Annotated in this window: 14 protein-coding genes; 7 read left to right on the top strand and 7 right to left on the bottom strand. The window is 44.7% G+C overall.

The genetic code is table 11. From position 1 onward, the window contains the following. Positions 1-141: 141 nt before the first annotated feature. A complete protein-coding gene (locus Q0C15_RS04695; protein WP_297216867.1) occupies positions 142-624 on the top strand; it encodes a DUF2240 family protein in 483 nt (160 codons plus the stop codon). Between the two features lies 1 nt (position 625). Here the strand turns inward: Q0C15_RS04695 and Q0C15_RS04690 are convergent, their stop codons facing one another. Beyond that, a complete protein-coding gene (locus Q0C15_RS04690; RefSeq protein ID WP_297216865.1) occupies positions 626-1,357 on the bottom strand; it encodes a hypothetical protein in 732 nt (243 codons plus the stop codon). Positions 1,358-1,492: 135 nt separating this feature from the next. Next, positions 1,493-2,386, bottom strand: a complete 894-nt coding sequence (locus Q0C15_RS04685) for a GNAT family N-acetyltransferase (RefSeq protein WP_297216863.1) — start codon at positions 2,384-2,386, stop codon at positions 1,493-1,495. A gap of 112 nt (positions 2,387-2,498) precedes the next feature. On the opposite strand from Q0C15_RS04685, the gene Q0C15_RS04680 reads away from it, so the two are divergent. From Q0C15_RS04680 to Q0C15_RS04670, 3 genes are all read left to right on the top strand, one after another. Beyond that, complete coding sequence (locus tag Q0C15_RS04680; protein ID WP_297216861.1) at positions 2,499-3,845, top strand: NADP-dependent malic enzyme; 1,347 nt, start codon at positions 2,499-2,501, stop codon at positions 3,843-3,845. After that, positions 3,826-4,314 (top strand): GNAT family N-acetyltransferase, encoded by a 489-nt coding sequence (locus Q0C15_RS04675; RefSeq protein ID WP_297216859.1) that lies wholly within the window; start codon positions 3,826-3,828, stop codon positions 4,312-4,314. The genes Q0C15_RS04680 and Q0C15_RS04675 overlap by 20 nt, the downstream gene beginning before the upstream one ends. Positions 4,315-4,419: 105 nt before the next feature. Then, a complete protein-coding gene (locus Q0C15_RS04670) occupies positions 4,420-4,968 on the top strand; it encodes a cysteine hydrolase family protein (RefSeq protein WP_297216857.1) in 549 nt (182 codons plus the stop codon). Here the strand turns inward: Q0C15_RS04670 and Q0C15_RS04665 are convergent. After that, positions 4,953-6,212, bottom strand: coding sequence for a glycerate kinase (locus Q0C15_RS04665; RefSeq protein WP_297216853.1), 1,260 nt, complete (start codon positions 6,210-6,212; stop codon positions 4,953-4,955). The genes Q0C15_RS04670 and Q0C15_RS04665 overlap by 16 nt on opposite strands. Before the next feature lie 155 nt (positions 6,213-6,367). Here Q0C15_RS04665 and Q0C15_RS04660 point away from each other — a divergent pair, with 155 nt between their 5' ends. Then, the gene (locus tag Q0C15_RS04660; RefSeq protein WP_297216850.1) at positions 6,368-7,699 is read left to right on the top strand and encodes an MFS transporter; all 1,332 of its coding nucleotides are present in this window, start codon (positions 6,368-6,370) and stop codon (positions 7,697-7,699) included. 30 nt (positions 7,700-7,729) lie between these two features. Beyond that, positions 7,730-8,830, top strand: coding sequence for a Cdc6/Cdc18 family protein (locus Q0C15_RS04655; protein ID WP_297216847.1), 1,101 nt, complete (start codon positions 7,730-7,732; stop codon positions 8,828-8,830). On the opposite strand, the gene Q0C15_RS04650 is transcribed toward Q0C15_RS04655, so the two are convergent. The 3 genes from Q0C15_RS04650 to Q0C15_RS04640 are packed head-to-tail and all read right to left on the bottom strand — an operon-like array spanning position 8,796 to position 11,258. Further along, on the bottom strand, positions 8,796-10,649 hold the full coding sequence (locus tag Q0C15_RS04650; RefSeq protein WP_297216844.1) for a type B DNA-directed DNA polymerase: 1,854 nt from the start codon (positions 10,647-10,649) through the stop codon (positions 8,796-8,798). The two genes, Q0C15_RS04655 and Q0C15_RS04650, sit on opposite strands and share 35 nt — an antisense overlap. Next, positions 10,646-10,885: a hypothetical protein gene (locus tag Q0C15_RS04645; RefSeq protein ID WP_297216841.1), complete on the bottom strand. Its 240-nt coding sequence runs from the start codon at positions 10,883-10,885 to the stop codon at positions 10,646-10,648. The genes Q0C15_RS04650 and Q0C15_RS04645 overlap by 4 nt, the downstream gene beginning before the upstream one ends. Further along, entirely contained in the window at positions 10,860-11,258 is a 399-nt protein-coding gene (locus Q0C15_RS04640; protein ID WP_110640418.1) for a hypothetical protein, read from the bottom strand. The genes Q0C15_RS04645 and Q0C15_RS04640 overlap by 26 nt, the downstream gene beginning before the upstream one ends. 147 nt (positions 11,259-11,405) lie before the next feature. On the opposite strand from Q0C15_RS04640, the gene Q0C15_RS04635 reads away from it, so the two are divergent. Then, the gene (locus tag Q0C15_RS04635) at positions 11,406-12,197 is read left to right on the top strand and encodes an ABC transporter substrate-binding protein (protein ID WP_297216835.1); all 792 of its coding nucleotides are present in this window, start codon (positions 11,406-11,408) and stop codon (positions 12,195-12,197) included. Here Q0C15_RS04635 and Q0C15_RS04630 read toward each other — a convergent pair. Next, positions 12,182-14,380 (bottom strand): elongation factor EF-2, encoded by a 2,199-nt coding sequence (locus Q0C15_RS04630; RefSeq protein WP_297216832.1) that lies wholly within the window; start codon positions 14,378-14,380, stop codon positions 12,182-12,184. The two genes, Q0C15_RS04635 and Q0C15_RS04630, sit on opposite strands and share 16 nt — an antisense overlap. Between the last annotated feature and the right edge of the window lie 14 nt (positions 14,381-14,394).

Here is a 14,394-nt window from a genome sequence, read left to right as displayed (position 1 = left end):
ATAAAAACTCTACATTGAGGGAAGTCTGTGTATCTCATCGCTAAAGCTGTTGAGAATTACAGCTTCCTTCAAATCCCAAACTTCTCTTTTAAATACTTGATCCTCTGAAAAGTATTTCTAGGGATCATGCATCATTTCTCCATGGATAAAGATTCTGCCAGGAAGCTCATCGCTATCGTGTCGGCAGACATGAAGCGCCCGGCTTCTTTGACCATTCAGGATTTCATAAATGTCATATCTTTCAGGAGAAAGATGCTGCCGCCGGACGTTGTCAGGAAATTTGTGGATGTTGCAACTGCAGAGGGGCTTCTGGCGAAAAAGGGGGATGCATATTCTCCCAATTTCAGCACCGGTGGAGTGGTGGTTCCGCTGGATTTTGCAGTGGATGAAAAAACGCTCTTTTCCAGCAATGCTGACAAGCCCATAATAGACAGAATACTGGATGCTGCAGCGGCATCCGGAAAAATGACTAAAAAGGAGGCCATAACCAGAGCAAGGTCGCTGATGGAAAATACAAAATATCTCTCATTTCAGACAATATTGCTCAGCGTTCTAGTGGATGAAAATATAGATGTATCTGATTTCATCAAGGAGATTGAGGAAAAGAAAAATTATACCTCTTGAATTATGATGTTATCTTTTGCAACCTCTTGGCGATCTCCATGGCCTGATCCACATCCCCTATGGACATGGCGATATCAGACGCTGTATCATATAGATATGAAAATGAATCTGCCAGATCCTTCCTCTCCTTCTTGTTCTTTATTCCAGCGATATAGTCTTCGAGGTTTTCTATGGCCTTCATTATCATCTCAAATGCCTTATGCTCATCCTCTTCCCTGACTATATTAACTATTCCCTGAACGGCGTCGAAATAATCATCTATGTCTCCTATTTCTTGGCTCTTCCTCATAACTTCCTCATAGAGCTTCAGAGCCTCCTCCCTGTTCTCCTGTGCCACAATTCCAGCCTTTGAGGATAGGGCTATCAACAGTATCTCGTCATCACCAATATCTTTAGCCTTCTGTATTGCCGCATCCAGTTTTTCTATTGCTTCCTTCTTATCTCCTGAATCCATAAGTATCGAGGCTATGTTTATCAGATCCAGTACCACAAGATCGTTCTCTCCCAGCTTGGTATGCGTGTCCAGAGACATCTGGGCATACTTGAGTGCATTCTGAGGTTCATCCTTCTGAAGATAATGATATATCTGAGATATCTTGTAGTAGACCTCTGCCTTCAAATCCTCATCCTCAACCTTGTCTATTACCGCGAGATAATCCCTTAACGAGTCAACGTACTTTTCCTTCTCGAAATTCTTATCGGCTGTCTTAAGCAGATCTTCAACTTCACTCATCTATTCACCACTGGCTTTATATGAACGCCCAAATATGTAGATCTTATCATTCTATCTCTATTCATCTTTGGATACATCTGCGTAATTTAAGAGTTTCGTGTTATATGAATTGGAAATTATTGACATGCCTACCTCTTAGGTTCTTATGCGGTAGTGTATCGTATACTTTCTCTGGCCTGAATATGAGAAACCCATCTTTCTGTAGAGTTCAATTGCCGGATTATTTTCCGATACTATCAGCGATACTGAATTATATCCTAGTTGCTTGAGGCTTGAGGCTGCAGTAGAGATCATACTGCTTGCAATACCTCTTCTCCTATACTCTGGATCAACGAATATATCTGAGAAATAAGGATCATTCGATCCAGCATACGAAACTGAAAGAAGGCCAGCTTTAATTCCATCATCGATCAGAACAAGACTTGCATCCCGTATGATGGCTGTCTCCTGCCCGCCTATTTCATCGGCAAGGTATTTCACGCGCATTTCCCTGCTCCTGGGTAGCAGTATCTGATCTTCCGTTCCTGTGAAGGCTTTGAATTCAGCATCTGAGAACTCCTGAATCATCTTTTCATCGAACTTTTCGAATTTTATTTCTTCGTGCCCGTACTTGATGGATGATAAATCAGCAGTCATCCTGATCCTGGTCAGCGTGGAGTAACCCCTTTCTTTAAGCACCTTCTCAGCATCTTCGCTGGCGTTGAAAATCTCATCCAGAAAGATCATCCTGTCATCTGAATTTATCTCTATCCAGTTCAGGAGATTCGATACTCTTGCCTCATTGCAATATTTCTGATCTATGAATCCTATGTTTCCTATGCATCGATCGCCATATACAGAATCAACGTAAAAGGCATAGGCAACAACATCATTATCGTGAAGGAGCACTCTGTTCTTTATTTCGTTGTTCGTCAATCGATCTGTCAGTATACGAAATTTTTCTTCGTTTGTGATGTCTGGATAGTTCTTTTCAACGAAATCTATATACGGCTTCAGAATGAGATCCCACCTGAGCTTTACATTTTCCATATATATTCTTCTTCATGATTTCCTTTGAAGATAAAACAATGATCTTTATTCGTCATGGCTCTACGTGAATTGCCGTAGAAACTATTTAATAATTGACGGTTATCTTTCTACGATGATAATGGAAGATCAGGAAAGAACCGAGAAATACAATGAAGATGCACTCAGATATTCTGAGTACTTCAAGGGAAAAATACAGACAATATCAAAGGTTCCTGTCCGAAGTCTGGATGATTTCTCAATATGGTATACTCCTGGTGTTGCTGCCGTTTCAAAGAAGATAGCGTCCGATCCGGATCTCTCCTTCGAACTGACAGGCAGATGGAATTCAATAGCTATACTGACAGATGGTACTAGAGTCCTCGGCCTTGGGAACATAGGGCCAGAGGCCGCGATGCCTGTTATGGAAGGGAAGGCACTCATATTCAACTATCTTGGCGGGGTAAACGCGATCCCCGTCCCCATAAGGGTAAAATCAAGAGAGGAATTCGTCAGCGTGGCAAAGGCCCTTGAGCCTTCATTCGGTGGAATAAACCTTGAGGATATAGAGAGCCCGAAATGCTTCTTCCTCCTCGAGACACTGCAGAAGGAGATGAATATACCAGTATGGCATGATGACCAGCTGGGCACCGCGTCGATAACTCTGGCGGGTGTTATAAACGCGCTGAGGGTTGTTGGAAAGAAAATCGATCAGGTAAAAGTTGTATTTAACGGCGCCGGTGCAGCGAACATAGCTGCGGCTTTTCTCTTCAAGGCTGCAGGCTTCAAGATGAAGAATATGATACTCGTCGATTCAAAGGGCATCCTCCAGCCGGAGCGAGAGGACATAGATTCGCTCATGATAAATAATCCCTGGAAATATCAGCTAGCCATCGAAACAAATGGAGAAAGGATAAAGGGCGATCTCTCCAATGCCGTAGAAGGCGCAGACCTTCTGATATCAGCTGCCAAATCAGGCCCTGATACCATAGATAGCAAAGTTGTGAAAAAGATGAACAAGGACGCCGTAGTATTTGTACTGGCAAATCCGATACCGGAGATGTGGCCGGAAGAGGCAAAGGAAAACGGAGCTAGAATAGTTGCCACCGGAAGAAGCGACTTCTCGAACCAGATCAATAACAGCCTAGTCTTTCCAGGCGTCTTCCGCGGTGTTCTGGATGCCAGAGCAAAGGGCGTCAATTTTGATGTCATGGTCGCTGCATCATATGAAATCGCCAACTTTGTGGAGGAACCTAGCGAGGAAAAGATAGTACCGACCATGGAGGAATGGGAACTCTACCCGCGCCTTGCATCTGCTGTTGCCTCTAAGACTGTGGAATTAGGCTTAGCAAGGAAAAATGATAGCAAGGAGGGCTTTTACAGACGTGCGAGAGAGATAATAGAGGGTAATAGGAATATCTATTCCAAGCTAATGGATCTCGGATTGATAAAGAGGATGCCAAATGGTGAACACAAATATTAGAAGGATGAAGAAGGAAGACCTCCCAGAGGTCATGGATCAACTGCTAAGGCTGAAGAGGTTGAACTCGGAGTTCGATTGCTCTTTTACGGTTTCAGAAGAGTCCAAACCGGACATCGAGAAATACCTCACGAAGATACTCAATGATGATGCGCATGTGCTTCTAGTGGCAGAATACTCTTCGAGGGTCGTCGGCATTCTCATGGCCGACATACTCTTCAGAATATACTACACACCAAAATACGAAGCCAGGATCAGAGAGTTCTATGTCATGCCTGAATACAGGAGAAAGGGGATAGGAAAAATGCTTATAGAAGCCCTCAGAAGCACACTCAAAGAGAGGGACATTATACTGATCACGGCCGAGTTCCCTTCATTGAATCTAATTGCCCAGGACTTTTACAGAAAGCTAGGCTACCGCGAGATCGTATCGATCTATGGCCAGACATCTACAAATGGACCCTGCCCCTAAAAACTTAAAAATAGGTATAATTTCGTCTAAATATTCCGAACTTTTGTTCGGGATTAATTTCTAGATATACAGAAAAATTTTATCTTGTTATTTGATTTATACATTATGAAGGCTGCGCTGATAGTAGTTGATATGGTTAACGAATTCGTTCACGGAAGGCTGGCAACTCCGGAAGCTCTTAAGACTGTAGAACCATCGAAAAGGGTCATAGAGGCTTTCCGAAACGCAGGACTTCCCGTCGTATATACGAATGACCGTCATTATCCCGACGATCCAGAGATGAATATATGGGGTCCGCATTCTATGAAGGGCGACTCAGGATCCGAGGTGATCGATGAGATCAGGCCTGAGTCTGACGATTACATAGTGGAAAAACATACCTACAGCGGATTCTATGGAACCAATCTTGATATAATACTGCGGTCCCATGGCATCGATACCGTTGTGATAATAGGCTTGGACGCGGACATATGCGTCAGGCATACTGCCGCTGATGCACTCTACAGAAACTATCACATAATGATCGTTGAAGATGCCGTTGCAGCAAGGATAGACCGGAATTGGAAGGATTACTTTGTGAAGGTCTATGGGGCAAGAATAGTGAGATCGGACGAGATTGCAAAGATTCTATCAGAGGATCAGATCGAGACATAGGCGATCATCAGATCCGAGACATTGTTTCCTGTCCTGCCTGTCATTATGGCCGATCCGTACTTTGAAAGAAGAGTGTAGCTGTCGCTGTTCTTCAATGCTTCATCGATCTCTTCTTCACTTATTCTCTTCTTAAGAGAAGAATCTACTATACCTCCAGCAGCCGGACTCACCCCATCAATTCCATCTGTTCCTATGCTTATGAAGAGGAAATCGCTGAATCTGCATTTCTTAAGAAACAGGAGTGAGATTTCAAGATTTCTCCCCCCTATACCCTTTCCTCTGACGTTGACAGTCGTTTCGCCGCCCATGACCATCCAGAATGACCTTCCCTTGATCCTTGAAATTGCTTCAGCTATTGTGATTATGCTATCTGAGACTTGATCAACGTCTCCGCTTATTCCTGATCCAATGGATACTATGGGCTCGCCAATATAAGCTTCTATTTTTCTCACAAAATCCCTGTTGGACAGCACGATCTTTGTCTGTATTTTCCTGAAGTATTCATCTTCGATCACGGAAGTCTTCAGAAAGCGATCGATATCCAGCCCTATGGCATCCCGGAACTTCTGATAGACGGATACAGGATCAAGTTTATTCTCAGAGAGCGGGCCAGAGGCTATTATGGATACATCATCGCCAGGAACATCGGATATTATGTATGCTGTGATGCTGGCTGGATACAGGAATTTTGCCAGTTTTCCACCCTTAACCGAAGAGAGGCATGATCGTATCGTATTGAGCTCGTATATATCGGCGGATGCCTGCATCATTCTCTTCGATATCTCAGATATCTGTTCGATCGTTATACCATCCTCTGGTATCTCGAAAAGAGATGAACCACCACCTGAGATCAGCACAATAACAAGATCATCAGGGCCAGGCTTTATCTTTGATAGGAGCGCGCGAGATGAGGTCACTGACATGTTTGAAGTGTACGGGTGTGTCCCCCTCAGAACCTCAAGCTCCGGGAATCCCTGAACATCCTGATCTACCGGCACTATTATGCCGGCGTATGCAAGCTTACTTTTCACGTGATCTCTGATGCCAGCGTACATTTCATATGATGCTTTTCCAAATCCCATCACAAATATGCGGGAGTACTTTGAAATATCAAGATTTTCGACAGCACTGGCCATCACCCTCGATGGATCCAGTTCATCAAATGTTCTCTTTAATATGTCCAATATGAACTGCCTCCTGTCGCTTGTGTAGATCTCTCTGGCATTCTTGAATGTGAAGACCATACTTCCTCAATGTTTATGGATATAATAATGGTTACATAGCCATGACCATTCATACGTGGCGGCGCCTATCTAAGTCATAAAAATGACAATTTTATGTGAGTTTTTCATGAGAATTTTTTAAAAAAAGTATTTGACTTGCATTGGAATAATCTTCTATGGTAGAATTCAAGAGCAGCCATCCGGCCTTTGATCAAATGAAGATAACACCAACCTTCATAGAAGTTACGATACTATCTTCCATGGGTGTTTTCATGGATGGCTTCAGCCTCTCGATATTCTCAGCTGCTCTCATATATCTGCAGAACTACATACTGGTAAGGGCCATACTTGTCTCGCTGGCGGCCTCAGCAATATACATAGGTATGTTCGTAGGAAGCCTCAGTATGGGCCATCTCTCCGATAGGATCGGAAGAAAACGGATGTACACCTATGATCTTGCAATAACTAGCCTTTTTCTGGTATTAACCGCTCTTTCAACTACATTTTACGAGTTCTTCATCTTTGAACTTCTTGCAGGGATAGGTATAGGCGCAGACTACCCGCTCAGCTCATCAATCGAGGCCGAGTTCTCACCAAGGAGATCAAGAGGCCGTTTCCTTGTATTCAACATATTTATGTGGACCATAGGATCGATAGTATTCTACGTCATATCGATACCGCTCATTTACAGATTCGGATCTGCATCATGGCGCTGGATGTATGCCGTGGGCGCAGTTGTACCAATAATCGTAATATTTGCTAGACGTGCGCTGCCAGAGAGTCCATACTGGCTTGTAAAGGCCGGCAGGGAGGGTGAAGCGAAAAAGATAGCGGACGACATAGGAAAGGAAGTTGGATACTCTGACGTTGAACTTCCTATGGTGGAGAAGGGATCCAGCTCCTATAAATCTGTATTCACCGGATCATACCTGCCACTCATAATATTCGCAAGCCTGGCATGGTTTTCCTATGATGTCTCAAGCTATGGGGTGTGGAATTACACTCTACCCATATTTGTATCTGTTGGTGTATCAGCGATCAACAGCATACTTTCCACTCTGCTTGAGGATCTTCCTGTCATTGTGGGCTTTGTGATATGCATCATTTTGATAGAACGTGTGGGCCGTAAATTGCTTCAATCCGCCGGGTTTGGCCTGGCTGGTGTTTCACTGCTGACGTTTGCACTATATGCTGATCACAGGACACTGCCGTTCATAATGGTATTCACTGCCTTTGCTCTCATGCATCTATTCCATAACATTGGACCAACGAACCTCACATACGTTTATCCCGTGGAGATATTTCCAACTAGAATCAGGGGAACAGCCATGGGCATAGCCACTGCAGCATCAAGGATAGGTGCCATACTTGGCGTCTTTGCCTTTCCCCTAATAATACATAGCGTCGGCATGTCCTCTGGCTTACTTTTCTTCGCAATATTTGAGTTCGTCGGCTTCATCGTAACTGTGACTCTTGCGCCAGAGACCAAGGCAAAACCCATATCATAATTGATAAATATAATATCCTGATTTTGGCACGTGGTCATCCTAATAAATCCATCCATACTCGAATCATCATTCATACCAGAGCGGCTCATAGCCAGGGATGCCGAACTCACCAGAATAATGGAAACGGTTATAAAGCCGACTAAGAATGGCATAACCACCAATCTGATACTTTATGGGGATTCTGGAACGGGCAAAACTGTGACCATGAGGTATCTTGCAAGGGAGGTTAAGGATCCTCATGTTGTCTATGTCAACGCAATTGCCTACAGATATGTGAAGAATGTCCTCATCGATTTTCTTTCAAGATTCGGGATCATAGTACCGGAGAGATCATCCTATGCCAGCCTGTTCACAAGGATCGAGAGCCTTCTGAAGGATCAGGGAAAGAACGTTATTCTTGTAATAGACGAAGCTTCCAGCATATTGAAGGGTGATTATGATGGACTCTACTATCTTTTCAGATCCAAGGACTCATTCGATGTGAACATATCCACGATATTCGTGGTGATGGAAGATCCTGCCATACTTTTCGATTCCAAGATCAGGAAATCTTACGGAATGTTTGGGGAGATGAAGTTTCGCAGATACACAAAGAATGAGATATATCAGATCGTGGTAAATCGCGCTGTGCAGTCTCTGGTGGATGGAGGATACGATGACGATGTGCTGGATTACATAGCTGAGGTTTCGGCGGAGTACGGCAGCGCACGTGTTGGTATAGACATACTGGCCAAGGCCGCTCATATAGCCGAGTACAGGAGATCTGCAAAGATCAGCTTTGACGATGTCAGAGCCGCAAGATCCATGATAAGCCCATTCGTAACCGAGAGCAAGCTTGCATCCATGGATTACGAAGATCTACTGGTCCTGCTCGCCGTATGCAGGTGCCTTTCCTCTTCAAAATTCACCGATCTCGATTGCGTATCGCAGAATCTGAGCATGATCTCTGAACAGTATGGGAAGAGAGACATCAATCTTTATGACAGGATCAGGAAACTGGAGAACAACGGTATGATAAGTGCGACACTGGAAGGACAGGGGCGCGGTGAAGGTGTAAAGAAGATGATAAGCATATACGACGTACCCATAAGCATCCTCACTGAGAGAATTGAAAATCTTCTAAACGCCTGATCCTTTTATCCTGATCGAAGAGGAAGTTTATCTCCTCAAAAGATCTTTCAAGATACCTTGAATAATATTTGTAGTCTATCCGGTCTTCTCCGTCAAAGTCTACGATCCTTTTTCCTTCATCAACAACATAGTAATTTATGATCTGCCCCGGCATGATCTGTGCACTTCTGTCGTAGATCTCCAGTGCGGATCTGGTGAGGTTCTTCACGTGGTATTCCTCCGGTCTCCTAGTAACCTTCCTGGAAAGGATGAAATAAGAACGAGGATAATGCCTAAGATTCTTGACGTAACGCTGCTCAAGATCCATTACCTCCGATCGTTTTTCCTGGATGCAGCTCAGATCGTGGCATTCGGAGAGGATTTTAAGCGCCTCCATCTGGAATACCTTGCATATCTCCGGTACATCCGAACGCCTGATCATCAAGCCGCGTATCTTGTACTTACCGGACCGATCGAGACCAAAGTATCTTGATGGCGATCCGGTTCCATCTCTTTCGGGCAGAAATGCGATCCACCAGTAATGACCACTCAGCACTATATCTATTCTGGTGCGGCGTTTTATCTCTGCTAAAACCCTGTCTATTTCACCAGATCCACTTATCCACAGCGAGTCCACTATCCCATGTATCATCTCAAAATTGTTCTCATGCGCCACCTCTATGGCCTCTGCCAGGGTCTTTCTTCCTATTTCAGTAATCTTCTCATGAACCTCGATCTTTCCGAATTTTGCATTCTTATATCCAGTGTATCCAAATGACGTGAGAAGAAGCCACTTCAGTGCAACATTTCTGCTATGGTAAACGTCGTTATCTCCATCTATAGCCTTGTAAAGAAGCCTTCTGTTGAGGAGCCCCTCCAGGGCCTCCGGTAAAAACCCTATCCTGCCAGGGGTGAGGTCGTATTTCACTATTATGCTTGGGTACATGGATGAAAAATCGATCTCGTACACATCAGTATAAACTCCAGGCAAAGGCTGAAATATCAGCCCACCGCGGTCCTTGTCCATGATCTCGTATTTGGTCTTTGGATTCTCATGATCATCCTTCTTGAATGGAACAAGCATCCCCTTTCTAACCGCTTCTGCAAGTTCCATGGATGAGACGGCCGTTCCAGGCGTCACTATTGATACATAAAGCGGCGGTAAGAATGAGACCCTGGATACCTCGTATATACCACTGAGGCCGCTTTCCGCATAGAAAAAGGATCTGGAATTTATTGCTATCTTACCCGGGATGTCAAGATACGAATCTCTGTATGATATCTGCCCGTATGAAATGAAAGACCTTCCTGGATAAAACCTTGCACGTATTCCGACTGCGTCCAGTTTTCTGTAGAATAGAGTTGGATCATCATATATTATGACCTGGGCATCCATCATGCGATCATAAAACTTGCCTTCACTCACCAGCTCTCCATCAACGTTGCATACGCCCTTTCTGCATTCTACAAGCGCCACATCCAAATCGGGATCCATATCGTATGGAGTCTGCATCTCAAAAAAGGACAGCCCATTTGAAGCCATGAAGCGCAGCACCGGATCTATATCTGCGTTGTATACCCTGTATTTTCTTCCATAGCCTATGGCTGAAAAGATTATATCGCCTAATCTCCTGGCACGTGAGGGTCTTATCCATATTTTTATACCATCCCTGTAGCCATAGATATCAGGCATTGTGCTGTATTCATACCTCAAATTTGTCGAGTCAAGCTGGGCATAAAGAGCGTCCATATCATATTTATCGCCAGTAACAAATATCCATGATGTATTCCTGAAGAACCTTTTCTTTACCTTGCCGCCAGAGTATTCATAAACTGTCACCTGATCCGATCCCCTGGCATCGATGTACGTTTGACCACCTCTATAAGCATGTATAACAGAAGCCCAAAGTCCACATCAATGCCTGCATAGGAGATCTCTGCAGCATGCATCTTTCCAGACCTGATCAGCTCTTCAAGAATTTCTCTATCGCCAGCACGCATCACCTTCTTCATCTCCTCCATTCTTGATATAAGGCTGTCAATCGCCTGTCTAGTACTGGGCGTACTCCTCCCCATAAACCTCACCATGCAGCATATTCCTGAAGATCAGGCGCCCGCCAACGACCATAAAGATTATATCACAGCCTGAGTAGAACGTCTTCATCCTCATGGAATCGTAGAGATTGTCCAGATCCTGATATGGCCAGGAATTCACTATATCAGATCTGGCCAGTATTATATATGGAGTGTTAGGGCCGTCAACGATGGATCTTATGAGCTGATATACAGTCAATATGCGCTGTATCTTTGCACCATCAGGCAGTTCAGAGAAATCCATTATTATACCGTCGGTTATGAGCAGTGAATATTCCTCGTATTCTCTCAAACTTTCCCTGACGAGGGGATAATCAGTATCAAGATTGTCAATTATCAGTAGATTTCCTGCCATAGATTTAAGATCCATGCATGGAAAAAACCGTTGCTGAAGAGATACAAAATGAAAAAATGCCCTGAATAAAGCCTTCCACGTTTCATTTGATAAGTTATACAGCATTTATCACAGAAAGGCACATTAGATGATTCAATATAACACCATGTGGGGAAATACAGTAAGATAGTATCTTTGAGCCCGGCAGTCACCGAGATACTTTACATGATAGGAGAAAGCGATAATATAGCAGGTACCTCTGCGTTCTGCGTCCATCCTGAGGATGCCAGAAACAAGAGGAAGGTCGGCAGCTACGGAACCGTGAGCATGGATCTGCTATCACAGATCGATCCAGATGTGATATTCATCATATCCGGGTATCCGCATGCACTTTACGAAAAACTCTCGCAGAGTTATAATGTTGTGGAATTTGAGCTTCCCTCTACGGTAGCCGGAATAGCTGATCTTGTCATGCGCGTGGGCTTTGAGGTTGATTCGATCAAGGAGGCAAGGGATCTTTACCACAGGCTGCTGAGAAGCATACCGGTTCCAGTGGAAGGCGATATGACCAGTTATATAGAACTAGATCTGGGTGGGCCTGTTTCCTTCGGCGCATACAGCTATATAACTGATGCCCTGACCTTCATGGGCATACCATCCATATATGCTGATCATAGAAAAGAATGGCTCGAGCCTGATTTCAATTTTGTGCGTAAGGCCGATCCTGATGTGATAATATTCGAGCCAAAGATGTTCCGAAGCCTATCTGTAGAGAGCATTATGAAGGAGAGAGGCTGGACTGAGATGAAGGCGTATAGAAATGGAAATGTTTATGTGACACCTTCAAAATACGATTTCTTCGCGCATCATGGCCCTTCGTTCATAACGGATGTGCTTCCCTGGATAAACAAAATAAAAGAAAATTTTGTGAAAAATAAAAATGATCACATAGATGCGTAATAATCCGCATCGTATGGTTCTGGCCTAAGACCCTTCCTTTCCCTGATGGATCTCACTATAGAATCCTGCAACTCAGGCGGCACTTTCTGGTAACCGGCGTTCTCGAAGCTCCAGAGAACCTTTCCTCCGGTTGCACCCCTTATGGCGGATGCGAATCCGAACATGCCGGCGACCGGAACCTTTGCAGTGAGCGATATTTCCTCGCCTTCCTGCTTCATGTCCTCGATTATACCGCGCCTCTGCTGTATCTCATTTATGGCTGCGCCCATCTCCTCCTGCGGTACATTTATGAATACTCTCTGAACAGGCTCAAGAAGCACGCGCTTTGCCTCGCACATCGCACCGTATATCGCATTTCTTCCCGCAGGAATGACCTGAGCTGGGCCTCTATGAATACTGTCCTCGTGCAGCTTGGCGTCGACGAGCCTTGCCTTGACTCCGAAGACCTTCTCATTGGCCAGTGGACCTCTATTCATGACCTCAACGAATGCTTCTATCAGCAGTTCCATGGTTTCATCCAGGTACTGAATACCTCTCGTCACGTCGAACATGATGTTGGTGCCCTCTACGCAGACTAGTCCTCTAGCCTCCTCCCTGTCAATACCCTTGCTGACCAGCAACTCGATCAGGGATTTCTTATCCTTGAACTTCGATCCCTGCGGTATATCGCCATCTTCAATTGCCTGTATCACTTCTGGCTTCAAAGGTTCCACTTCAAAGTAGAAACGGTTATGCTTATTTGGAGACTTTCCTTCAAATGGTCCGCCCTTCTTCTCAACGGTTTCTCTGTAAACCACTATTGGATCGGAGGTTTCTACCTCGACCTTGTAGTCATTCTTTATCCTGTAAAGCGTCACATCAAGATGGAGCTCACCCATGCCAGATATCAGGTGCTCACCCGTCTCCTGATTTATATCAACCTGTATGGACGGATCGGCCTTTGATATATCTCTCAGAACCTCTATAAGTCTCGGCAGATCTGCAGTATGCTTTGCCTCTATGGCAAGCGTAACCACGGGCTCGGAGTAATGTATCATAGGCTCGAATGGAACCATGTTTTCAAGAGATGAGACTGTGGCTCCTGCGATCGCTCCTTTAAGGCCCACTATAGCCGCTATGTTTCCTGCTGTTACTTCATCCACAGGTATCCTGTCTGGACCAACCATCATTGCCAGAGTTTGCACCTTGCCTTTTCCAGCTCCAGATATGTATAGATCGGTACCTTTCCTAACGGTGCCGCTGAACAATCTTCCTATGGCTATTTCTCCGGCATGTGGATCTATGATGATCTTCGTCACCATCATGGCCACTGGACCCCTGAAATCACAGTTAATCATGGCCTTTCCAACCTCAGAATCGAGGTCTCCCTTCCAAATCTGCTTTATCCTATAGGATTGAGCGGTCTTTGGATCCGGCAGATGCCTTATGACCATGTTCAGTATTATCTTATGCAGCTGGTTTTTCTGCGCAAGTTCCTTCTGCTTTCCATTCTTCACATATTCAACGATGTCCTTGAACGTTATCTTAGTTTCAGCCATAGAAGGTATTGATATAGCCCAGTTGTTGTAAGCTGAACCGAAGGCGACACGCCCATCCTGCACGGATACCTGCCAGTCCTTCGTGAATTCAGGAGGCGCGTATTTCGTAATTAGCCTGTTTACATCAGTTATTATCTTTGTGAAACGCTTCTGCATCTCATCGCTGTTCAGTCTTAGTTCGTTTATCAGCCTGTCTATCTTGTTTATGAAGAGGACCGGCTTAACGTGCTCTCTGAGGGCCTGCCTTATAACGGTCTCAGTCTGTGGCATGACACCCTCAACTGAGTCCACAACTACAATGACGCCATCCACAGCCCTCATAGCTCTTGTAACGTCTCCTCCGAAGTCCACATGACCAGGCGTATCAATAAGATTGATCAGATATTCCTTACCCTGGAAGGAGTGAACCATGGAGGCTACTGCAGCATTTATCGTTATGCCTCTTGCCTGTTCCTGCTCATCATAATCCAGAACCAGCTGCTTTCCGGCCAGCTCCTCACTCATCATGCCAGCACCAGCGATAAGGTTATCGCTGAGCGTGGTCTTACCGTGATCGATATGGGCAACTATACCTATATTTCTTACAAGTTCCGTATGCTCTACAATTTTAAGAGCCTTCTCTATATTGTCTTCCTTTCTTCCCATAAATAAACACCCGA

Origin of the sequence: Thermoplasma sp. (assembly GCF_023256435.1) — an archaeon.
In the GTDB taxonomy this organism is placed as follows: domain Archaea; phylum Thermoplasmatota; class Thermoplasmata; order Thermoplasmatales; family Thermoplasmataceae; genus Thermoplasma.
This window is presented reverse-complemented; position numbering and strand designations above follow the sequence as displayed.